The 22,111-nt window shown below is 49.1% G+C and carries 23 protein-coding genes; 19 read left to right on the forward strand and 4 right to left on the reverse strand.

The annotated features are described in order from the left end of the window. The 5 genes from H3H32_RS10815 to H3H32_RS10835 all read left to right on the forward strand — a co-directional run bounded on the left by H3H32_RS10815 (position 1) and on the right by H3H32_RS10835 (position 3,825). A complete protein-coding gene (locus H3H32_RS10815) occupies positions 1-426 on the forward strand; it encodes a phage tail tube protein (protein ID WP_182462680.1) in 426 nt (141 codons plus the stop codon). Positions 427-428: 2 nt separating this feature from the next. Further along, a complete protein-coding gene (locus H3H32_RS10820; RefSeq protein ID WP_182462681.1) occupies positions 429-851 on the forward strand; it encodes a hypothetical protein in 423 nt (140 codons plus the stop codon). A gap of 116 nt (positions 852-967) precedes the next feature. Continuing rightward, the gene (locus H3H32_RS10825; RefSeq protein ID WP_182462682.1) at positions 968-1,144 is read left to right on the forward strand and encodes a hypothetical protein; all 177 of its coding nucleotides are present in this window, start codon (positions 968-970) and stop codon (positions 1,142-1,144) included. Between the two features lie 6 nt (positions 1,145-1,150). Beyond that, positions 1,151-3,595: a tape measure protein gene (locus tag H3H32_RS10830; protein ID WP_182462683.1), complete on the forward strand. Its 2,445-nt coding sequence runs from the start codon at positions 1,151-1,153 to the stop codon at positions 3,593-3,595. Continuing rightward, positions 3,595-3,825, forward strand: coding sequence for a hypothetical protein (locus H3H32_RS10835; RefSeq protein ID WP_182462684.1), 231 nt, complete (start codon positions 3,595-3,597; stop codon positions 3,823-3,825). Before H3H32_RS10830 ends, H3H32_RS10835 begins: the two co-directional genes overlap by 1 nt. Before the next feature lie 271 nt (positions 3,826-4,096). Here the strand turns inward: H3H32_RS10835 and H3H32_RS10840 are convergent, their stop codons facing one another. From H3H32_RS10840 to H3H32_RS10855, 4 genes are read right to left on the reverse strand one after another with little or no spacing between them, the layout of a single operon-like run. Further along, positions 4,097-4,816 (reverse strand): TerC family protein, encoded by a 720-nt coding sequence (locus H3H32_RS10840; RefSeq protein ID WP_182462685.1) that lies wholly within the window; start codon positions 4,814-4,816, stop codon positions 4,097-4,099. Further along, entirely contained in the window at positions 4,816-5,628 is an 813-nt protein-coding gene (locus H3H32_RS10845) for a phosphoribosyltransferase family protein (protein ID WP_182462686.1), read from the reverse strand. Before H3H32_RS10845 ends, H3H32_RS10840 begins: the two co-directional genes overlap by 1 nt. Next, on the reverse strand, positions 5,621-6,331 hold the full coding sequence (locus H3H32_RS10850) for an HAD family hydrolase (RefSeq protein ID WP_182462687.1): 711 nt from the start codon (positions 6,329-6,331) through the stop codon (positions 5,621-5,623). The genes H3H32_RS10845 and H3H32_RS10850 overlap by 8 nt, the downstream gene beginning before the upstream one ends. 6 nt (positions 6,332-6,337) lie before the next feature. Beyond that, positions 6,338-6,907 carry a TerD family protein gene (locus tag H3H32_RS10855; RefSeq protein ID WP_182462688.1) on the reverse strand — a complete coding sequence of 190 codons (570 nt, stop codon included), beginning with the start codon at positions 6,905-6,907 and terminating at the stop codon, positions 6,338-6,340. Positions 6,908-7,044: 137 nt separating this feature from the next. Here H3H32_RS10855 and H3H32_RS10860 point away from each other — a divergent pair, with 137 nt between their 5' ends. The 14 genes from H3H32_RS10860 to H3H32_RS10925 all read left to right on the forward strand — a co-directional run bounded on the left by H3H32_RS10860 (position 7,045) and on the right by H3H32_RS10925 (position 21,511). Next, positions 7,045-7,365, forward strand: a complete 321-nt coding sequence (locus H3H32_RS10860) for a hypothetical protein (protein ID WP_182462689.1) — start codon at positions 7,045-7,047, stop codon at positions 7,363-7,365. Positions 7,366-7,492: 127 nt separating this feature from the next. Continuing rightward, the gene (locus tag H3H32_RS10865) at positions 7,493-8,347 is read left to right on the forward strand and encodes a hypothetical protein (protein WP_182462690.1); all 855 of its coding nucleotides are present in this window, start codon (positions 7,493-7,495) and stop codon (positions 8,345-8,347) included. A 146-nt stretch (positions 8,348-8,493) separates the two neighbouring features. After that, the gene (locus H3H32_RS10870) at positions 8,494-8,712 is read left to right on the forward strand and encodes a hypothetical protein (protein WP_182462691.1); all 219 of its coding nucleotides are present in this window, start codon (positions 8,494-8,496) and stop codon (positions 8,710-8,712) included. A 119-nt stretch (positions 8,713-8,831) separates the two neighbouring features. Next, the gene (locus tag H3H32_RS10875) at positions 8,832-10,877 is read left to right on the forward strand and encodes a hypothetical protein (protein ID WP_182462692.1); all 2,046 of its coding nucleotides are present in this window, start codon (positions 8,832-8,834) and stop codon (positions 10,875-10,877) included. Continuing rightward, a complete protein-coding gene (locus H3H32_RS10880) occupies positions 10,874-12,388 on the forward strand; it encodes a hypothetical protein (protein WP_182462693.1) in 1,515 nt (504 codons plus the stop codon). Before H3H32_RS10875 ends, H3H32_RS10880 begins: the two co-directional genes overlap by 4 nt. Before the next feature lie 2 nt (positions 12,389-12,390). Further along, a complete protein-coding gene (locus H3H32_RS10885; RefSeq protein ID WP_182462694.1) occupies positions 12,391-14,574 on the forward strand; it encodes a hypothetical protein in 2,184 nt (727 codons plus the stop codon). Beyond that, entirely contained in the window at positions 14,574-15,119 is a 546-nt protein-coding gene (locus tag H3H32_RS10890) for a hypothetical protein (RefSeq protein ID WP_182462695.1), read from the forward strand. Before H3H32_RS10885 ends, H3H32_RS10890 begins: the two co-directional genes overlap by 1 nt. Then, positions 15,079-16,902, forward strand: a complete 1,824-nt coding sequence (locus H3H32_RS10895) for a hypothetical protein (RefSeq protein WP_182462696.1) — start codon at positions 15,079-15,081, stop codon at positions 16,900-16,902. Before H3H32_RS10890 ends, H3H32_RS10895 begins: the two co-directional genes overlap by 41 nt. 4 nt (positions 16,903-16,906) lie before the next feature. Continuing rightward, positions 16,907-17,836, forward strand: coding sequence for a hypothetical protein (locus H3H32_RS10900; RefSeq protein WP_182462697.1), 930 nt, complete (start codon positions 16,907-16,909; stop codon positions 17,834-17,836). Further along, on the forward strand, positions 17,823-19,451 hold the full coding sequence (locus H3H32_RS10905; RefSeq protein ID WP_182462698.1) for a hypothetical protein: 1,629 nt from the start codon (positions 17,823-17,825) through the stop codon (positions 19,449-19,451). Before H3H32_RS10900 ends, H3H32_RS10905 begins: the two co-directional genes overlap by 14 nt. Positions 19,452-19,560: 109 nt before the next feature. Further along, positions 19,561-19,839, forward strand: a complete 279-nt coding sequence (locus tag H3H32_RS10910) for a hypothetical protein (RefSeq protein WP_182462699.1) — start codon at positions 19,561-19,563, stop codon at positions 19,837-19,839. Next, positions 19,836-20,414, forward strand: a complete 579-nt coding sequence (locus tag H3H32_RS10915; protein ID WP_182462700.1) for a hypothetical protein — start codon at positions 19,836-19,838, stop codon at positions 20,412-20,414. The genes H3H32_RS10910 and H3H32_RS10915 overlap by 4 nt, the downstream gene beginning before the upstream one ends. A gap of 343 nt (positions 20,415-20,757) precedes the next feature. Beyond that, positions 20,758-21,117, forward strand: a complete 360-nt coding sequence (locus tag H3H32_RS10920; protein ID WP_182462701.1) for a hypothetical protein — start codon at positions 20,758-20,760, stop codon at positions 21,115-21,117. Position 21,118: 1 nt separating this feature from the next. Next, positions 21,119-21,511: a hypothetical protein gene (locus tag H3H32_RS10925; protein ID WP_182462702.1), complete on the forward strand. Its 393-nt coding sequence runs from the start codon at positions 21,119-21,121 to the stop codon at positions 21,509-21,511. Positions 21,512-22,111 lie beyond the last annotated feature (600 nt).

Consider the following 22,111-nt stretch of genomic DNA (forward strand, 5'->3'; position numbering starts at 1 on the left):
ATGGCATTTAATGGCTCTCTATTACGGCTCAAAATAACCCCTACAGGCGGCTCTACCCCTCTGTTGGTTTCAGAAGAAACTAAAGTTTCATTCGGCGCAAAGAAAGAAACCTTCGAGACAACTAATAAGGATTCGGGGCCTTGGCGCAAACGGATTTCCTCGTTCAAGTCGGGCGAGATTCAGTGCGAAGCCTTTATAAACTATACAGCAGCGTCTGGCCACCTTACTTACGCGCAGCTATGGGCAATGTACAATGGTACAGTATCGGTAGCCTGTGCGTTCACTACCGGCGTTACCGGCGACTTTGGGTTTACGGGCAATTTCCATCTGACCGATTTCAATTCATCGGGGGAGACTGAAACCGGAGCTACTGTATCATTCACTCTAACCTCAGATGGCGACGTAACTGGCGCTGCAAACACTTAGTCATGGAAAACGAAACAGGATACATCAAACTTACTTCCGCCAAAGGCAACGTCATTCCAGTCCGTTATGGTCTTTCGGCCCTTCGTAGGCTCTGCAAACATTTTGAGTGTAAGCTCTCTGAATTGAGCGGGAAAATCAATGAAGCACTAGAAGAGGATCAACTTGAACTGATGTTAGTGCTCATCAAAGTTGGCGCTGAGTCAGTAGTTGCATTGGAAAATACAGTCTTTGCCTATAATGACGAAGAATTGCTGTCACTCTTTGACAAGCCTGGCGTTTTCTCTCAGTTGATGGAAGCATTTAATGGTTCATTTACTGCTTTCTCTGATCCTACCATTACGGCGCCCAACGATGCTTCGGCGGGAAAGACGAAAGCCACCAAGGAATCGACCCCGGCGACTGGTTCAGTGAGTGGCGAGAAATAGAAGAAACGGGTCTCGGTGAAATAGGTATTCCCCGAGACCGTTTCTGGTGTCTGACCTATTGGGAATGGACGCGAATTGTGGTGGGGTATCGCAGACGCCAAACCGAATATTGGCGAATGGCTCGTCAAGTTCTGACATTGATGTATAACACCAATGTTGAAAAGAAACACCAATGCACACCGGAAGAATTCATGCCATTACCCGGCGATCCTCCTAAAAAGCCAGAAGGCTTTGTCCCGCCACATGTATTCATCGATATGATGAAACAGGCTTTTAGTAAGCCAGAAAATTAAGTAGAAATGGAACGCAATCTGTCGGTAAATATTGGGGCGGACCTGAGTGGACTAACACCGGGCATCAATTCAGCTCTCCGGCAGTTTGCGAATTTAGGCCAGTCCGCGCAACGAATGGGTGACCAGCTTGGCGCGGCTGTACAACGGGGATCTACCCAGGCAATTGCATCAATTCGGCAACTAGTATATACTAGCCAATCGGCCGGAAATCAGTTAAATAATTCATTCAATGCCCCGATAAACTCTCTGGTTAACCTAACCAAGGGTTTTGTTTCGGCCCAGGCCGCACTAGCCCTGTTAAAGCAGGGATTAGTTGTTATCTCTGATTTTCAGCGCCTAGATGCTTCCTTAAGGGCTGTATCGACCTCTACACTTGATTTTGCAAGGGCTCAGGCTTTTTTGCGCACCGCTTCCGATAGGTATGGCCTTTCACTTGAAGCACTGTCTAAATCCTACGTTTCGTTTAAAGCCAATACAAACGATACGATCTTAAAAGGGGCAGAGGCTGAGCGTATATTCCTATCAGTGGCCAAGGCCAGTGCAGCTTTACAATTAAGTACGGAAGACACCACAGGCACACTACGAGCCTTTGGGCAAATGCTTAGTAAAGGCACCGTACAATCTGAAGAACTTAAAGGACAGGTCGGCGAGCGCCTATACAATGCGTTTGGCTTAGCCGCCAAAGCAATGGGCGTAACCACAATGGAGCTTAACAAAATGCTCCAGTCGGGTGACGTATTGGCCGTCGACCTCCTGCCCAAATTAGCTACCCAGATTGATAAAACGTTTGGGGTTTCTGCGGCAAATAATGTAGCCACCATGACAGGCGGTTTCACTCGTGCAACCGATCAGTTAAAATTATTTGTCAGCGAGTTCTCCAAGACCAAAGGGATAGATACCTTTTTTACAAAGGTCCTGAATGGCATTGCCGATACGGTAAAAGGGCTTCGCCGGAGTCAAACCGGAGCGTTTCAGTCCGAAATAGACGATTTTAATGGCTTGTCTGCTGGTGATAAAAAAGATCGCCTAAAAGAGCTTCAGGGTAAAATCGGCAAGGCACAGGTTAATTTAGATGGCCTTGCGTCTCAGGCTCCTAGTGACAATGTACTAAAGCGGGAAGCGGACCTGTCCAAGCGGCTGGATTTCATGAAACGTCTGTATGGGCAGATGTATTTCATCATTCAACAGGGCGAAAAACAGGCGGATGAAGCAGCTAGAAAGAATCAAGTTGGCTCTTCGGGCTTTGATATCGACAAGGCAAAGGATCGGCAGGATGCGTTAGCCAAACAGATTCAAAACCTGGTTGGTGGCGGAAAGGCCGTTCCGGCTGCCGTTCGGGCTGAGTACGATAAGTTAACTGCTCAGATTGACCGCGCCACAGCCGCCACTAAGCGCCATACCATTGCGCAGGTCAGTAATGTTCCTGCTTTAACCAGTAATGAGCAAATCTTAAAGCGGCTCACCTTCGAGTTAAAACAGTACGGCGATACGGCGGATAATTCCAGAAGCAAGCAAAAGGCGTTGTTTGAGGAATTGGTCAAAGCCGATAAGGAGCGGGCCAATGCAAAGCCGGTTGACTTAGGGGGCAGGCTCAACACAATTGCTATCCCGAATCAAACAGAGGTAAAATCTAATGACTTCGGAAGTGGCACACTGGCGGGTATGCTCAACATGTTTACGATGGTTCAGCAGAAAATGCAGGCCGTGTCCAACATGTGGAATGTGATCGCTAAAATCGGGAAAAGTGATGTTGGGGAGCCAAAGTTGCCAAACTTAGATAAAACACTGAAGTCTTTAACTGATGCCTTTAAGCCAATAAAAAAAGCTTTCGTTGATCTTAACAGAGATATATCAGAAGGGCTTACCCGAGCGGCAGAAACCGCTTTGATTGGAATGGGTGAAGTTATCGGTGCGCTCATTTCCGGTACTGCTGGCATTGACCAACTACCTAAAATGCTATTAGGTGTCTTGGGTGGACTGCTAGAACAGTTAGGTCAAATGGCAATAACGGCAGGATTGGGGGTTGAGGCCATAAAGACGGCGCTAAAAAGCCTAAATGGATTTGTTGCTATTGCTGCTGGTGTCGCATTGATTGCTATTGGATCGTCCGTAAAGGCAGGCGTATCAAATCTAGGCAAAAGTGCTCCAGGCTATGAAGATGGTGGCTTTTTTACTGGAGAATCAACCATACGGGTAGCAGAAACCCACAAAGCTCGTGCAGGGGGTGGGGAATTTGTTGCACCCGTCCAGAAAGGGGCAGACTTGATCGGCGCTAGAATCCTAAAAGATATGGGTTCGCTAATGCCGTCCATGAAGGCCATGCCACATAATTATGATCCTGGTGGCCGTACAAAGGTAGATGTTCAGGTGACAGGCGACGCACGGATATCGGGCGGAGCGCTGCTGCTGGCCATCGAACTCGCTCAAAAACAAAAGAAAACATTCCGCTAATGTTCACACGCGAAGAAGCCAATATCCTAAAGCCATCCGGGTTTGCGGCTCATGTACAAAAGTTACGTGAGCACGGCATGACGCATGTTAAGGCTTACGAGGAAACAGAAAAGATTCATGAACGCGTAGATGATAAACACGAACGGGCCTACACCGATTTCGTGTCCTACATGCGACAATTCACCAAGAACAACGCCAAGCGCAAGGTCGCGGGGTGTGTAGGGGCATAATTAGGTTGGTTTGGCAAGGAGCCGGGGCACTTGCTTCGGCTTTTTTGTTTATATTTGTATGTGCACAAGCGTACATTGACCGTGGCCGGGCGGTATACAAAGCGGGCGAGCGCGTAATAACTTAATTGATTGCAAACAGTTGAGGTAAAGGCAATCAACCTTCTGGCGGATATTAAATAAAGCCCCTTCCATCCCGGTTGGGGCTTTATATTGCACAAAAAAAACGCCCAAGCCATCAGCCTGGGCGTTCAAATCAAAGTACTACTATTGACTAGTGGGCGACTCGTTGTTTACCACTAAACCAACTAGCAATAACCGGATAGGCGAATAAACCCACAATCAATACTGAGAATATGGCATCGGTAGCGTGGCCCTCCAGAATGGAAAGCAGCCAAACAATGTCAAAGCCATCAGCAATACCTGACACGCCGATCTTTATGCCAAGTACAATCACCACATAGAACGCCATTTTCTCAACCTGAGGGTAACGTTCTAGGAGAATTGAGAATATTTTTGAGGCAAATCGCATGGCTAGAATGCCAATCGCTATACCCGTAAATATCACCCAGAAATTAGAGGACATTGATACAACAGCAACAAGGTTATCCAGGCTAAATACTATATCCATTACCTCAACCGATAAGACGGTAAACCAGAATTTACCCATTCGCTTCTCCAGAAAGGATAGCCAGCTTACATTTCCTTCTTCGGGTGAATCAATGACTGGTGTAAGTCCTGTATAACCGAGTCGCATTAGATATAGTCCACCCAATATTTTAAGTGGCCAGAAATGAATCACCCAAGCCACAATAAACAGCGACAATCCCCGAAAGATCATAGCTCCGAGCAAACCATAATACCGCGCCTTTTCTCGCTCCTCTGACTTTAAGTCTTTTACGATGAGGGCGATCACGCTGGCATTGTCTAGCGATAAGCTACACTCCAAAAGGGCAATATTTAACAGGGTTAATAGTAGTCCGATGATTTCCATTAGATACAGGTTGATAGTTGAATGAAATTGGTTTGATAAGCCGGTACGCAGTAGTAGCCCTCACCCAGACAACTGTAGTACAGTTCCTCTCGCAATGGTTTGGGCATGGCGTGTAGGGCTATCAAAAATTCAGGTGCAGGTTGACCCATCAGATACTTAATCGGTCGGACAATCAGATTATAATGAGCCCCTTCCTGCTCCATAACCGACAATAGGTTTTGGGGGCTCTTAATAGCGTGTAGGTTTAGATACGCTTCAATATCAGCCCCTACCGAATCACCCAGCAATTCAGCATAGTACAGGAACATGCAGTTGTTGGTCAGCTTCTCGGCCTGTATTAACTCAATCAATTTATCTTCGTGCGTACCTGTGATACGTATATCATCCAAAAACAACAGGACTTTACCCTTGATGAATTTCTTGTTGAGGTAAAACGTATCGTTACTGATCAATGATTTACGTTTCTCTTTGCTCAAGAAACCATAGTCGTTCACGTACGTTACCCGCCGATGAATCACACTGGTTTCAACGTGTTGACCGTTAGCGTTTACCAGCAAGCGGTTTAGCTTATGGACAAAATGATTCGCCATAATTGACGCGGCATTCTGAACGAAATTGTAGGGCGATGCAAAGACGACTACTTTATTCGACAGCAGCAAGTCAGCGTGTTTGTCGAAGAACTTTTGGGCCAGTTCATAGCCAAATTGTTTAGCCAGTTCGTTTGACCCGAACTTAAACCTGCTGTATTGGTCAGGACAAAACGGTATATCGTTCTGAGTCGTAAAGTAGTGGGCAGCGAATCGATTATACATTAGCTTCGTGGCTGATTTTGGTCATTAGATCGGAAATGGTAAACGTGCCATCATTTATCAGGAAAGCATCCAGTCCAGCCGCCATTGGTCCGGCAACATCAGTTATTAGATTATCACCAATGTGTAGAATTTGCTTTCTATTAATACCTCTAAATCGAAACACATTATCTGCCTTTCCGTAAACCTCTCCAAAGAATCCAGCGTGTGGTTTTGCATAGTGAATCTCATCAGAGAAAACCATGAAATTGAACTCAATATCTAATGGCTCTAAGCAAACATTTCGCAATAATGAACCTGGAATAAAACCCGTATTCGAACCAATACTTATCCCATAACTCAGACCTGATAACTCCTTAAGTACATGAAGTGTGTCTGGACTATATAGAGTTGGAGGGTGCTTTTGAAATAACTCGGCAAAGGCCTCACCCATACTCAACAAATCACCGCTAGTAGCCTGATGGTAACCCAATTCATAAGCTACCATTCCGTAGAGTTGAACCGGTGCGTAGGAATAGCCTGTACGGTCAATCAGCCAATCAATTCGCCAATCAACGGATTTATAGGCGTCATGCACCTCACTGGCGGATAGACCGTTTAGGTTGAACTTACTTTCGGCCAAATACTTATTTCGAGCCTCCCCATAGGCTGGATTGGCTCGAAATAACGTGTTCCAGAAATCGAAACTGATTTGCTTAATGGCCATTAGCTCCTATCGGTATTGAGCGGCTATTTGATTAATATCTCCATTTGACGGAAAGCTTTCAGATTGAAACTTCCATTCGCCGTTGTGTTTGTACATTTTTCCGAGTACAAAGCCAGTTGCCGAACCGCCATCCTCAGACAAGTCGTAGCGCATTAACTCCTGTTTGCTATCCGCGTCATACAGTCGAATGAATGCGTTTTTTACCATGCCGAAACGTTGGCGCTTCTGTTCAGCCTGATAGATGTTGACCCCTAAAATGATTGCTTCAACATTGTCGGGAAGCTCAGAAAGCTTAATGTTAATTGTCTCGTCGTCACCATCCCCTGCGCCAGTTAGATTGTCGCCTGAGTGCTTTATTTTCCCGCCTAAAATGCTTTTGTTTCCAAAGAACAATACATCATTATTACTGGCCAGCTTAAAGTTTGCCGTTAAAGCAAACGCAAAGGCGTCTAAATCATAACTTGATGCACCGCCTGAAACGTCCCACCCCATGCCGACGTTTACGTTTTTCAACCCCGGATTCCCTTTTGTCAAATCAACCTTCTCGTCTTTGACGAGCATCAGACCTTGTTCCATTGCTGTTTTGATTTTGTGAATTACTAAATCAAAATTGTGTAATATATTTCACAATAACAAACAATAATGTGTAATATATTTCATAGTATTGTGTAAAATATTACAGACAGGGTATGTTTACGGGAAAGAGACTAAGGGTGACGAAAGTATTAGGAGAGGTGAAGGGCTTTTGGCTTCGGGATGTTATCGAAGCCCTTGGGCTGTCTATATCCGATGCAGCCAGGGGAATGGGACTAAATCATGCCAAGCGACTTTATCAGCACATGAATGATGAGAGTCATTTAGGAGCTGGCCATCTAAGTGCGTTCAAGAAAAACAACCCTAATGTAAATTTGAATTACGTTCTGAGTGGCGAACCTCCGATTTTGCTTCTACCTGAACAAATGAAAGACATTGCACTCTACAGGGCGACTTTGAGCGATATTCGGAATAAGGCTAATGAAGGCTTGGGTGAATAATAGAAACCATCTAGCCCCGCCCACAACGGGGCTTTTTCATGCCCATACCTACCGTTTACTAAAGTGAATTTGAGTATTTGCTGAAATTGTAGTGCTTTGGTGGAAAACTCACCTAAAACTTCCCACCGTGAAGCACATATCCCTTTCTGTTGCGTTTTTCGCAATCCTAACTTGCAATTGCATCAACTCGATTGCTCAAGACATTTTAAAGTTTAAGAATGGCGATGAGTTAAAAGTAAAGGTTCAGGAGATAACCCCCGCCGAAATCAAGTATAAGCGCTTCGATAATCCGAATGGGCCGATGATTACAATTCTAAAAAGCACCGCCACCTCTATTCAATACGAAAATGGAGTGGTGGAAAAAATAATACAAGACTCCCCAGGTGCTTCGTATGTCGACCCAACTATAACCGCCGATGTCTCACATCCCGGAAGTTTTGATATAGGCGACATAATTGCTACCGACTATTTTGGCGTAATGTGTCAAGGCAAAGTAATTGAAGTCAATAAAAGAAGGGCAAAGGCTGTTATTGACCTAAATAAAAACGGAACCAACATAAAGGTCAATCGTGCATTTAGTAATATGATCCTTGTAAAAAAGGCAGAAGAGGTTGGATCGCCAACGGGAAACAGCAACTCAGAAGCTTCAATTTATCAGAACAATGCAGACTTGTTGCGAGGTCAGGTTGACGCCAATAGATATTACAAAGGCTATACTGGCGCAGGAACGGGTACATTTTTCACTTCCTTTTTATTTGGACCCATTATTGGTCTTATTCCTGCTGCGGCATGTTCATCAACCCCGCCGACGCCGGAACGGCTAGGTATGCCAAACGTTAGACTCGCACAAAATCCTAATTACGTTGCCGGATACACTCAGGAGGCACGGCGTATAAAGTCGAAAAAGGTCTGGAGTAATTTCGGCATTGGTTCTGGACTTGCGATCGCATTAAGTGTAGCCTTACTGTCCTCCCATCGTTAATGTACGATTAGCGTATATTCTACCTCTACCCACCCTAAAAAGTGGGTATTTTTTTGTCTATACCCTCGCCAAAAGGCGATTAAATCCACCAATTCTACGTGGGAAATTTGGGCTAACACCGCTTTTTAGCGCGGTATGCTCCCAAAGTGGCCCTAGCAGTTCAATATCAATACTCTTTCTTTGAAGCGTATACCGATTCGGTAGGACTAACGCCTGCCCGTTTTCGGCTAAGCTTTCTGCGCGAAGGGTATACGGGTAGTATCATCGAACTGCTCCCCACCGATTCTCCCGCAGCCTTATCAACAGAGGACGAAAAAGACGATTTTTTCGACCCCATTCTTCCCAGAAGTACGACTTCTCACTAGCCTGCCAGGATTATTGGGAGGCATCGGGCTTCTATGTTACCTCCGACCGGGAATTACAAATCCATATCGAGGTCGACTACGCAGGGGGCACCAACTACCAGACCTTACGCAAGGGCTGGGTGGTGCCATCTGATTTGCGGGAACCCTACGGACCGAAGCCCTACCCGGTCGATATATCGGCCATGTGCGGGCTGGCCACGCTCAAAACGCGCCCCTTGCTGGAAACAGACGGTAAGCGGTTACAGGGCAACTACTCGGTATCGCATTTACTGCGCTTAATCCTGTTTCAAACGGGCATTTCCTCGCAGATCGTAACGGGCATGAACCTCTACGAAACGTCGGACATGGCCGCTGGTCAAACCATTGACGGTCTGGCCAATCCCGCGCGAGACAGCCTCTATCAAACGCTGATCAATGCCGAGTTCTTTCTTAACAGTGATGGCACGGCCATGAACTGCTATGAAGCACTGGGTAAAATACTCCACGCGTTTCCGGGTCTTCGCATTACGCAACTAGAGGGGATTTGGTGGATTATTCGAACGCCCGAGGCATCTGGAAGTTGGGACGTGTGGCCTAGTGGGACTGATACCAGTATTCATATTCGGCGTTACACAAATTCCAGCCTTTCCGCCCCACCATCGTCGCATGAATCGATTGATTTAAACGTATTCACCGACCATCTGGGCGAACTTCGGGTAATCAACGAAGGCCCCGAAACGGTCTTACAGGAGCTTAAAAACGCGATTCGCGTCGAGCAATCCTTTGGTAATTACCGCTCGAAATTACCGAACGGCAACTTCCTGACGGTTGACGAAACCAATCTCCCAATTAACTGGACGCGAGCACTAGGGCTCACGCAGTCCACCGCCTACCGGGTTGGCACCGGAGCCGATACAGATCTGTTCCGACTTCACATCGACGGATTTGCGGGGCCGTATCTGGCTACCATGCCCGTTGTGACGACGCGAATCGATTACCGAACGCCAAGCGACCAGGCAAAGAGCGCCGAATACACCAAGTCGTTAAAGCGAACCTTAAAGGGCACATTCTGGAACTCAGGCACGGCAGGCGCTCAGATTGGCGTCATTGCCGTTTGTGAGTCGGGGGATGCAACGGCTCTTTACGCCTTACAGGAAGGTGGTTCGTGGGTTCGCAATCCCACCAACGAACAATCGCAAGCGATCAATATTCGCCACGCCTACACGCTGGATAACGTCGAGTATAGCACACCCGGACCTTGTGAGATCAACATCCCAATGGATGGGTTAGATCGGGTCGTAGAAATTCGGATTGGGCTAGGTGCAGGCCGGGCATTGGTACGCAACGGCTCTGTTTTTACCGGCCCACCAACGCCCTGGATTGAGTACGCCAACATGCGGATGGAAGTGGCGACAGAAGGACTAAACCTGGACGGAACGCAGCGCACGATTGCCAAACCCGGTAAAGTTCCGGATGGAACAGCGCAATCGGTTGTACTAGGTGATGTGCCCGATGGCGCTACGCCCTACAGCCGATTGGGTACGCTATTCACCAGAGGCATTTCCGATACGCCGGTAACAACCACCCGATGGTATCGGCCTGATGCGGATATAACGGCAACCACGCCAGCTCCTAAAGACAAAGGCGAAACACTACTTACCTGGCTGGCTGAACTGGTCGCGTATCAATCCATGTTTGGCACCTCCCTTTGGGATGGACCACTGGTCGGACGTTTTCCGTATGGACCACACACAGCAGTTAACGTGGAAGGCTTGTCGGCAACGTATACACTGACCCGGTGGAGTTGGAAACTGCGCGAAGCGGAACAGAAAGCCCGTGGCCCTCGCATCATGCCCACTGCCGACCTGTCTAGTCTGGATAAGCTCAACCAGTGGCAAACGCCCGATGGCGTGATTCCTATGAATGAGGGGGATGATGGCAACCCGATTGAGCCAGTATTTAACCAGCCCCTCACCCCCCACCAGCAATTCCTGAAGAACGCAATCCTGGCGGGCATTAAACTGCCAAAACCCCAACTGTCGCCCATTGTGCCAGGCCACCTACAATTAACCCTGCCCGCAGGCCAACGGGTGCCGACACTGACGGTACTCGGCAATAACGGGTTTCCGCTTGGCACATTCTTACCCGGCTTTCGCAAAGCCATAGACCTTAACCACCTACTATGAGTCAGCTAACGTCTGGGGTAACCTTCGATCTGGGAGACGGCTGGCTGTACGCACAGGAGTCGGACACAGCCTTTGTACCCGGTGATTTCACAGCCAATCCCATTTTCCCCCGGGACAAGGATGGTAATTACTTTGTCACCGGCGCGGAATACCGACTCTGGGCGAAGCATCCCATCGAGCAGCCCGACGCGTTACTGTATGCATTTAAGGTCAACGAGGATCAGAGCTTGAATATATTGTATGGGGGTGATGCGACTAGCATAACAAAAAGCACAGATACCACCAACAACAACAATTCCGCAAGCGCCCTCACGCTGCAGCAGATATTGCAGAACGGCCCCGTGGCAGATACGATGCCCTACCTTAATGGTGGACTCGCCGTTAATCTGGATGAAAAACCTGACGGGGCCTACGTAATTGTAGGAGACGATGGCGTCCTGTATAAGGTAGCTTCAAATGCGCAGGACATTACTAGCATCGTCTTCGATAACTTCGAACACTATCAGTTCGTACCCGACGCGGGAGCGTTGCCCGACGCGTATATCGGTCGATTCGACTTTAATAATTGTGGAACCAATGGAAATCCCGGTCAGGCGGGCGGCTGGTTTGCCAATACGAATTACCCGCTCGTACCTGTTGTTGTGCGCGTCGAGCGCGACGGTATTTTTTATAAGAACGTAACGGCCGACCGGCCCAGGGGGAACGACGTACGGCTGTATCTGCAAAATCAGGGACTAGTCACTACTTCCCGCGAAAACTTTAGCTGGATTGTTGACAAAAGTCCCGACGACAACGACGGCAAACCGCATACTTATCGATTTTTTGGCGGGACTAGTAGCGTCGAAGCCTCAAGCGACACCGGCGCCGAGAACGCCATTACGTGCGGCACGCCCGCGCCCTACATCGTTCAGTACGTATTGCTCGCTAGTGCGACTGTGGCCGGAGGAGCCGAAGGGAACGCCCGCATGAAGGCCAATTATTCCGATAGTTCGGAAGCTCCCTACATCGGAGCGGGCACTTACTCCAAACAAGGTAGTTGGCCCGCAGGAGCAGTCGTGACGCCCGGCGCATCGGCAACCGCCAAAGTGGGCAATCCCATTGGCACGACGCCAATCGACCGGGTCGTCACACTCCGTTTCACCTTGCCGGGTGATGGTACGTCCTACGCCGAGGAAACGCTTACACTACTCGCGTCGGGCTTACTCGGGGTAAAATATGAGGTAGTCGTCAATGCGGGCAATTCCTCGCTGAGAGACCTTACCTATTATCTCAAATCTACCGTTGATGTCGCGGCCAAAACGTACGTAAATGGTACGCTTGTCGATACCGCCACGCAAATCACGCCGTCGATTGTGGACGCGGGCGGCTATACCCGAAAGAGTTATATACAAGGCCAAAATGTCGGCGCGATCATTAAGCACGAATTCTACTACGTGGACGGCACCGTCGTCATTTTCGAGCATACCGTTACGCTAGGCTCCGCCGTCACCCTTAACGCAATCTATCCCTAATTATGGCGACGCTTAACATCTTTACTAAATTCCGCTATCAGGCATACCACAACGATACAGTTGTCGAATCGGGTACGATGTACTACGTTCCACCTGGCACGGAACTAATCGACTGTGACGGCATTGTCGCCCTGTTTACGGGCTTGACCGTGGCGCAGGCTAAAAGCCTACTCGCGCAGTGTAGTAAAACCGCGCCCACCATTCCAACCAGCTACACGGTCATTGTGCGCGATTGCGCTAACAACGACCAAATCGAGGTCATTTGGGATAATTCAGGCGATCCGTACGCGGTAACAACCGGCGACGGCTTCGATAATAGTTATACGTTTACGCGCGCGGCCGCAACGGATTACAAGGGTACACCAATCCTGCTAACACCCGCTCCTATTCTCAACGCGGTTACGCAGAGCAAACCGCGTCTTACCGGCAACTGGTATAGTTTCGTTCCACAATCGGCACAAAACGCGGTTATCTTCAAGCGAATTCCGCCGTTTACGCCCCATAGCTCCAAAATCCTGATTTTCCCCGGTGGACTCTACACGACCGACGCGGATAACGGCTTTGTTGGGCATGGCTGGACGCACGGCTCGGAAAGTATGAAATTTCCGCTTGATACATATCCAACCAATATCAAGCGCGCGATTGAATCCGCGAATTATCAGGCCGCTTACCAGGCGGCAAACGATTCCAGTGCGACCAGCGCCCAAAAAGCAAAGCTATTGGCCTGGGCGGGTCCGCTCCCTGCCTTTGAGGGCAATCACCTATTTATCGACGACGAGGCTAGTTGCCAGTTATATGGAAAATACTGGTGGCAATCTTTTAAGCAAACTGACCAGAAAGGCGCGGGCGTGGAATACTTCTCAGTTAACCATGAGGTGTATATCGGCCGAACCGACAACCCCACTTTGGAATGGTATAGACAAGTTGGCTGGTTAACGAAAGCGATTATCAATTGGGCCGCGCTGGAAGGCGTGACCCTCAAATCGGGTATGACCGATTGGGGTAATTTGTCACAACGCGCGCCGTACTTCTTTGACGACATCGACAACGAGTCGGGACCAACGCACCTGACCGGCTACCCTAAGTATATGGGTCTGGGTTGGGTCGAGGAGCCGTACCGGGGCGCTACGCAAGCCGCGCCGATTGCGGGCAATACCGATTGCGGGGCGCTGGTACTAGCGGGTAAGGCGTTTGTTGGCGTAGGTCGCTACCTGCAGCATACCAGCGACGGCCAAAGTCTGTTTGAGAAAAACAGCGACGGCACTCTAAAGGTCGTGTCGGGAAATCCGGTTTGGCGAACCGATAAGCGCAGCGCGACGGTGACGGGTCAGGATACAGTTATCTACAAGGATGATAATTTTTTGGCGATGATAAAACGCTACGGCATCGAAGCGAGTCATTACGCAAATTATTTCCTACGCGCCGGGTCTGTGCATTTAGCCGCGTCGAACGTGCGCGGTACGGGGTATGAAAACATTCGTTTTTCCTCCCAATTCCGACTCGATACGGAGGTTCAGTCCGGCCTGACACCCGAAGAAATCGGACTAACCGGCGAGGAGTTTAGTATGTTGAATTCCCGGCCTTTATATCCCAATTGGGTCGAGGATTATGCGATGAGCATGTATTACAATTCCGATTATATCCGGGGTTGGATGGAGTCGCAACCTCAATCAGCAATCGGGTCGAATGCCCAAAAGGCGCGGGCAAGCGCGGAAATCTACGCGAAAGGCTTCCACCGGGCGGCAAACTTCGATTGGTTGATCGATACGACCTATAAGCCGATCGAGCCAAAATTATGGCTCAAAAAACAGGGCATTGTCTCGACACCCGACGACGACGAGCATTTTGCGCGTAAGCCAATCATTCGCGGAGCTATTGCGACGGCTTCCGGTCGGCGGGTTTTGGTCATCAAACAAGGCGTTTGGCCCTGTCAGGATGAAGACCGGACAACGACCGTAACGATTTGGGTCAACAAATCCGGCACACTGTCACCCGGCTATCAATTTAAACTCGTTGGTCGACAACCGTTCGCCGAACAGTGGCAATTACCCGTTGATTTCCCCGATTTCGACGCTACCGACGTGCGCATTCAGTTCCATAGCCTTCTCGACGAGCTAATCACCTGGACGGGCGACTATCGCGACGCTAAAATCACTTCTCACCCCACTCCCCCCGCTTTAGCCTAATGAAAAAGCTACTGGCATTTATCCTTTGTCTGTATTCGACCCTGTCGTCAGTTGTCGCCCAACCCGACTCGATCACCACAAAAACCGTGGTCATTACACCCAAAACGGGTGTACCGGGAACGGCCTATACGGTTTCGCTCTTGCGCAATTGGAAACGCTACCCCGGCACGGACGAGGGCGGCACTAGATGGGCGAAGGCCATCGCGTCGGGCGCATTCAGCCTGACCGTCATCCCTTCGGGTTGCGTCATTCTCGCCGGAACCAAGCCCGGCCCGACCCCGCCGACCTGTACGACAACCGCGCCGACGCAAACGACGATCACGATTCCAGCCTTTACCCAAACGATTGCCTACGTGAGCGCAACCAAGTCGAGTTTTGCCGGTAGCAATGGTGGGTTTCACACAAACCAGTTTCTCACCAATGCTGACTGGGCCGATTATTCGATAACCGGAGCACCCATTACGGACGGAGCGTATTCGCTAAGTCTCAACTACATGACCACGTTTGACCCCCCCCGTCTACACAACAGGGCAGGTTGTTGTTAACTCTGGCTCGCCAATAAGTTTTACGGCTACGGACGCATCGGGCGGAAACCGGACGGCGGTATTTACGGGTCTTACGCTCAATGCGGGACCCAATACCATCCGCGTACGAGGTAGTAGTAATTCAAGCAACACGACGCCGTTTTTTCAGAACTACATCACCGTCGCGCGGGCAAGTAGTACGAGCGTGGTATCAGGAACAACCACAACACCCCCCACGCAAACGACCATTAGTTCACCCTACACGAACTCGGCGGTTTTGGCGGGCGGGTTTGCCGAGGGCAGTTTATCTGATTTACTGGCGATGGCTCCGTTTGTTCCCTCGACGAACCAGTTTGGTAGTTGGGCGTACGGAAACTCAGCCAAAACGGTTACTAATGATACGATTACGATCGGGTGGCATAAGGGGCTAGGGGGGTCGTTGACCATTCTAAAAGATGGTAGCGGTCCGAACCTGATTAACAACAATGCGAGTATTACCACGACCTATCAGGGACAAACGCGACGGGAAAACGGGCGTCAGTCGGATTGGGCTGGCTACGGTACACCGTTTGGATACAATCAGAACGGGGGTGGTGATCCCTACACGGCGTATTCGCCCATTCTGAACGCGCAGCAACGCGATTCGGGTATCGGCTATAACTGGGTAGCGGGCGGCTCGATAAGTCAGGATACAAGTCGGATTTTGCACTACGAAACTAGGACGATTAATTGGGACGGCGGACTCCGGCAAGTAACCTACTTTAAAACGCAACCCATGCAGTGGGAATTGCGGGGCGTCGTTGACAGTACGTACCGACACGTATTTTATTGGCTGAAAGGGCGCGAGGTGAAGGTCATGTTTATTATTCAGACCTTCCGAACCGATGGACAACAGAAGTTTAGGGGGCGGCTACAGGAAGGGCCGTTTATGTACATTACTGCCCCGCATTACCGCTATTTCGTCTATACGGGCACCAACCCAACGGGCGAAACCGGAACGACGGGTTTGACCCAAATTAATCTTTCCTCGCCCTGTGAAGGGGCTGGAACGGCTGGATGTCCGAATCAAAACGATACGGGCAACTGGACGAGTACGGGTAACTGGATCGGAGCACTCGATGAGAGTAACAACGGCGTATTTATCGTCACGCCCTACAACAGCAATTTCGTTGGTAAGCAGTTTCAATCCCGCTCCGGCGACGAAAATAGTAACGCGAGCGCGTACATTACGGCAGGCCCTCACCTGCAAAACATCGATTTACCCGGCACCAATTTCTTGGCGAGTGCCAGTTACTACGTCGGGAGCCTAACCAGCTTTCGCACCTGGTACAATAGCGCAGGGATCGTTAAAATGCCGTTTTCGTTCTCGTTCACGCCTGGTAAGACAAACGGTTGGTGGTCGGAGAACGTATCGGGAAAGCTCAATTCAGATAACCGATACGAAATCAACATCGGCGGCAATGGTGGGCAGGGTCGGTTCTATTCACCCGAAGGGTCGTGGATGGCCAATACGATTGATACGATTTACGTACGAGGTCGATTTTACGGCGCGTCATCAATGACCATGAACCTGCAATGGAAGCGTCCCGGCGAGACAGAGATTCAAATCGCGCAATTCAATAACAAAACATTTACCGTACAAGGCGATGGCGTCGAGCGAACCTACGCGGTGCGGATGAATGGCGTCACTAACTGGTCAGGCATGATTGCATTTGTGAAACTCACCAATCCCTATCCCTACGGCTCCTTTACGGGCAACGAGAAGTTTATACCCACCTATATCGGCAAAACTAACCCCAACTAAAGCCATGAAACTATCTAATAAGTTACTGATTTTTGCCCTCATTTTACCTTTTTTTGCCCTCGGTCAAACGTTCCAGCCTTTCGCTTGGACAGGCAATGCTGGGGATGAAATCATCAAGACGGTTACACTGGACCCTTCTTGGACGGGTACGGCTTCAGTAAAAGCATATTATCCCCAAGGAAGCCCCTTTGTCGCTGTACCAGCAAGGCTACAGCCTAGCTATTCAATAGCAGGCAACTCACTAGTAGTTACGTTTTCCTCCAGCACAACAAAGGCGCTTGGCGCGAAAACATATATTGAAGTATCTACAGGTGGAACCGTTCGGATCGTAGGCTATTTGCAGTTAGGCAGCATATCGGCCTTGGCGGGTAGCTCGCTAGTCACACAGGATATGGTTTTAGGTTTACCAATTGCCCTGAATGGGAAGGTGGACAAGCAATCTGGCAATGGACTGTATCCTGATATAGATAAAGCAAAGCTGTCCGGCATAGCCCCAAACGCAACCAATGTAGACTCTACTGGACTGCTAAAGAAAATCGTGTACTACAACGCCAGATCAGTTGACCAAAGCCTGATTGGCGCGAAGCTTGATTCAGCAAAAGCGAATGTACGAAGAGTTGTTGATCAAACTTATGCCGCTACTAAACTTGACTCGACAAAAGCCAACGTAAGGCGGGCAGCTGACTTGGCACTAGTAGACCAAAAGCCTACCTATGTCTCAGACATTGCAAGCTTAACCGCTTTGGTGCGTGGAAATGTAACGAGTGTAATCGTCCGCGATCCCGTGCGCGGAGGGGAATTTACCTGGTTCTTCTCCGGCTATACGGTGGATAATGGCACAGTGTTTTCAGCTAATGGAGGAGGGGTTTACGTTCGGCGAGTGGGTAGTTTTCTAACGCCTGAAATGTTTGGGGGGGGGCGTGACTGCAATTGATAATCGACCTGCAATTCAGGGGGCGATTGACGCGGCTAATGCATTGGGCATTAAGGAAATTCGGTTCCAGGCAGGTACTTACGTGACCTATGCAGCAGCCTATTCGACAATGGTGACATGTATTGTCATGAGAAATGATATACGATTGGTTGGGCCCTCCGTTGGCACAACAATCAAAGTAGCCAACGGCACTTTCACATCGATGATTAGCACCAAGAATCGAATCCTAATCAATGACGGCTATAACCGGACTACGGGCCTAGACAAAAACATGGGGATTGAGAATATTACATTCGATGCCAATCCATCCAATCAACCCGCTGACGCGATTCAGGGGCTAGTCTTTACCCGTGTGGTCAACGTTAAGCTAAGAAATGTCGCAGCTAATAATACTCCCGGAACCGGGACAATGACCACAGGTGATTTTGTTGAAAGCTTCGCAATCCTGTTTTCTGTCTGCCAGAATGTTGATGTAGACAATTGCTCTACTACAGCCACGGGTATTGCTTCTGCTTCGGGCATGGGTGATGCCTACACGACAGATATTTCGTATCGAAATTGCTTTGTTGATGGTTTCAGAGCGCAAGGCTATGCCTCCTATTTGTCGTCCAATATAAGTTATACCAATTGTAAGGCTTATAATATTCAGAGTATAGGCTTCAATCAGGAACAATGCTTTTATGCCTCATATACTACCTGTATAGCTGGTGGTACGACCGTAAAAAAACTGGGAGATGGGTTTGAAACGGGCGTGGCCCCTTACACTCTGGATCAAAACCGGGCAGGTGCGCCGGGGGCATTGCAGTCAGAAAGTTACGGCTTTCGGATGCTGAACACAAGGGGCGGGAACTTTATAAGCCTTATCAATTGCACGGCAACAGGGTGGAGTACGGGTACTGGCTACAACGCGGGCCTTCTCATTCAGGGCGTACCAGGTCAGGCGACCGTGACGGCCGTATCTAGCAATACGATTACGGTCTCTACAGCTCTGTTCGAGAAGCACATGGAAACCCGAAAGGTGTTTTTCTTTGGCCTTGTCCTTCGTATCAAGCAATATATTTCTCCTACGCAGGTCGTGTTGAACAATGCGCCTTCGGGCAGTTCGGTAGGTCAGACAATTACCGTTCTGGGTGCGGAAGTTGCGGTGATAGGTGGCACCTACGTTGGCAACGATGTAAATATCCGCTTCTCGGAAACCGCAAATGGACTAATACGTTACGCATGCCGAACCACACGCATTGACGCAAATGTGAATTACTCCTACAATGCGAGAACAGCGACGCCATATACCCTAATCGGCCCCTGCGGCCCCAACGTGCAGTATACGCAGGCTAGTGGGATGCCCGTCGATGCCTTTCTAAGTAGCATTACCCTGGCTAACCAACCGTCCGTTCCTAGCAGTGGTAGCCTCATCTTCAACGACTTCCCTTTCGACGTAATAATTTATTTGTCCGGAGGCACAGGAGTCACGGCAAGCGTAAGCGGAACGGATACGTACTACAACGCCCAGTATGGTAGTGTGCCCTCTCCTGGGCAAGTTAGAGTTCCAGCTGGTGGTCGAATTAAGCTAGTATACAGTTCTGCGCCAACCTGGGAATGGTGGGCCAATAATTAACAGCCGGACATATATTGGGAAATGCTCACTAACCAAAACACACCAATGAACGCAATCAACTTATTCTTCTCTCAACCGTAAATGAAGCAACTAAGCAAACACAACAACTATGTCAACTAACTTTTTCACTCAGTTCTATCAGCGCTTAACCAGCGCGACACCCAAGTTCTTCGCCATCATTCAGGCCATTGCGGGTATTGTGGCTGCCGTGTCACTGGCACTCACCAAGGCCGACGTTGCTGTTCCTGAATGGCTGTTGTGGCTCAAATCGACCACTACGCTTATTGTGACGATTGCAACTGCTGTTATCGCTCAGCTGCCTATCGTAACGCCTTCAACTCCACAGGTAGGTGATACGCCCACCGATCAAACTAAGCAGCCATCATGAGCACAGGATTAAAGTGGGGACTACTAGCACTAGCGGGCGTCATTGCCTTTCTGCTCATTCACTTTGTGCCAGGTGTAAAGTTCTGGGAACGAAACGATGCGGTTCAGACCGACGAGATAGCCACTCTAAACCAGAAGCTGAAAGAGGCTCAAACGCAACTCTCGGAAGAGCGGAAAATCAATTACCTGTCGACCCAGAGCACCGCCTTAGCCCGTGCGGGGGAAAAGGCCACAATTCCGACCGTAACCCTGCGGGTTCAGGCCCTGCCCCTAGCTGAGCAGCAACGTATAATCGGCGACTACCTATTGCGTCACAACTACCTGAAAGCAGGTGATACCGCACGCGTGGAGGCCACAGCGATTGCCTTAACCGTGTGCGATACCATTATGGTGCACGATACCCTTTACAGGGTTGAATACGCCGATACGGGAGTGAGGCTTGCTTTGGCACAGGACAGCTTAAAGGCTTACGCGAGGAAGGAACGGCGGATGCGGGAGATTGCCAGTAAGAAGGGCCTTTTCACGGGCCGGAATCCTCAATTGCGGGATGAGGCTAAGCGGGGGATTGAACTCTAAACTCGGTCACGTTTGAGTCTGCGGAATCGCTGAACGCGTTCAACTCGGGCGGGTTTCTTAATAATATCTGATGCGACTAACAAAATCGCTGCAAGTATTGAAAACGGCAGTGAAATGAATTTGTGTATCGGGGAAAGGATTAACCATTGCTCCTGCTTAGTCAGAAATGCGCAGGCAATTAAACAGACCAATGCAATGACTAGAACGGATGCCATGAGCCATAAACCAGACACATATAAAACCCTGCTTGCTTTTCTCATACACCTAAGTTACTGATTAATACCCATATATATCCAACAACAGTTCAATAGTACCCACTCTCAAAAAAAGATGAACCCAAGGCATGGATTATATTATCGAGTTCATTGGCCGGGATACGTTTGTTATCCTGGCGCTGTTCATCGGCGTGAATCTCCGTGCCGGGAAGCCCGAAAAAGAACCCATTTTCCAATCTTTAGTGCTGGCAATCACGCCATTTTTCGTTCTATTTTGTTTACTCTACATATTTGAGTGGCTATTAGGACTAGTCGGACTGGAGTTGCCAACGAAGGTAATGGGGGCGATGGGTGGCGTGGCCGGATACATGGCCAATAGCTGGCTGGCTGGACTTGCCAAAGATGGAAAAACAATCGAAAAAGACGGAGCATCCGCAGTAGTACTCAACATCATCAGGAAAATTACAAACCTTACAAAAAAGAAATGAGATGAGTTGGATTCACATTGCCCAGGTTACGTGCCTGGCTGTCGTCTTTGGAATATTGGTTATCCTCTACGACCTCGACCACAAAACCCCGTCCGCTTTGCGCTATGGGCTGTTCTTGGTCTCCATACTATTCGGTGGCGTGTTTGGTTCGCTATTCCACAACTGCCAGATGCAGACCCATGCCGACGCGATTGCGTTTGTGGGTGTTGGGGTCATGGTCATTACCTACGTGCTGTACATGATTCTACACCAATACCATCTGACTGTCATTAGGTTCTCGGGGAGCTGTATGATCATTACGATGCTGCTCTTAATCGTCGGCTCCTGCTCGGAGAGCAACCGACAGAAACAGCAGATCGAAGCGGCCAGCGCCCCCATTGTGGCGGGTAAATAAAATCGGGGAACCCGCAGCAAGCGAACTCCCCGATTTTCCCATAATGCGAATTTTCTAGCGGATTTTCCGCACACAAATATAAGTACAAGTATTTGATATTCAGATATTTATTTGCTATTTTTAGGTATGGAAAAGCCAAAATATCCTAACATAGAAAAACTACTGGATATTCGCATTATGGGGGTGTCCGATAAGTTTATTTCTTACGAAAAGAAAGAATCAAAGACTGATAGATGGTGGTTTAATAAGGTGTTTAAAAAGGTCTTTTTCCAGAAGATTGAGATAGCCCGAATGTCCAATGGGATAATCCACTGCTTACGCTAACCCTATAACCGCCCACCCCCTCAGCCGATGAGTAACGACACCGAAACGGGACTTTTGCACGGATTACGACGAGACCTCGAAGGCAACGTGATTGATTTGGACGGCACGGTACTTGAAAAGTGTGAGGGGTGTGGAGACTATTGCTTGCCCGACGAAATTACAAGTGCAGGTACTCTATGTGACGAGTGCCTATCTGATAAAAAGCTAATCGCTGAATTAGCGGTAGACCCGGAATGGCAGGAACTAATGAAACAACTAACCCCCTCCGGGCCGACC

Source organism: Spirosoma foliorum (assembly GCF_014117325.1).
GTDB lineage: Bacteria > Bacteroidota > Bacteroidia > Cytophagales > Spirosomataceae > Spirosoma > Spirosoma foliorum.

Coding starts and splice junctions, on each gene's coding strand:
- H3H32_RS10815 (WP_182462680.1), top strand. CDS start 1: ATGGCATTTAATGGCTCTCTATTACGGCTCAAAATAACCCCTACAGGC.
- H3H32_RS10855 (WP_182462688.1), bottom strand. CDS start 6,907: ATGGAACAAGGTCTGATGCTCGTCAAAGACGAGAAGGTTGATTTGACA.
- H3H32_RS10920 (WP_182462701.1), top strand. CDS start 20,758: ATGGATTATATTATCGAGTTCATTGGCCGGGATACGTTTGTTATCCTG.
- H3H32_RS10850 (WP_182462687.1), bottom strand. CDS start 6,331: ATGGCCATTAAGCAAATCAGTTTCGATTTCTGGAACACGTTATTTCGA.
- H3H32_RS10880 (WP_182462693.1), top strand. CDS start 10,874: ATGAGTCAGCTAACGTCTGGGGTAACCTTCGATCTGGGAGACGGCTGG.
- H3H32_RS10840 (WP_182462685.1), bottom strand. CDS start 4,816: ATGGAAATCATCGGACTACTATTAACCCTGTTAAATATTGCCCTTTTG.
- H3H32_RS10820 (WP_182462681.1), top strand. CDS start 429: ATGGAAAACGAAACAGGATACATCAAACTTACTTCCGCCAAAGGCAAC.
- H3H32_RS10900 (WP_182462697.1), top strand. CDS start 16,907: ATGAAACTATCTAATAAGTTACTGATTTTTGCCCTCATTTTACCTTTT.
- H3H32_RS10890 (WP_182462695.1), top strand. CDS start 14,574: ATGAAAAAGCTACTGGCATTTATCCTTTGTCTGTATTCGACCCTGTCG.
- H3H32_RS10835 (WP_182462684.1), top strand. CDS start 3,595: ATGTTCACACGCGAAGAAGCCAATATCCTAAAGCCATCCGGGTTTGCG.
- H3H32_RS10925 (WP_182462702.1), top strand. CDS start 21,119: ATGAGTTGGATTCACATTGCCCAGGTTACGTGCCTGGCTGTCGTCTTT.
- H3H32_RS10845 (WP_182462686.1), bottom strand. CDS start 5,628: ATGTATAATCGATTCGCTGCCCACTACTTTACGACTCAGAACGATATA.
- H3H32_RS10910 (WP_182462699.1), top strand. CDS start 19,561: ATGTCAACTAACTTTTTCACTCAGTTCTATCAGCGCTTAACCAGCGCG.
- H3H32_RS10825 (WP_182462682.1), top strand. CDS start 968: ATGGCTCGTCAAGTTCTGACATTGATGTATAACACCAATGTTGAAAAG.
- H3H32_RS10915 (WP_182462700.1), top strand. CDS start 19,836: ATGAGCACAGGATTAAAGTGGGGACTACTAGCACTAGCGGGCGTCATT.
- H3H32_RS10885 (WP_182462694.1), top strand. CDS start 12,391: ATGGCGACGCTTAACATCTTTACTAAATTCCGCTATCAGGCATACCAC.
- H3H32_RS10830 (WP_182462683.1), top strand. CDS start 1,151: ATGGAACGCAATCTGTCGGTAAATATTGGGGCGGACCTGAGTGGACTA.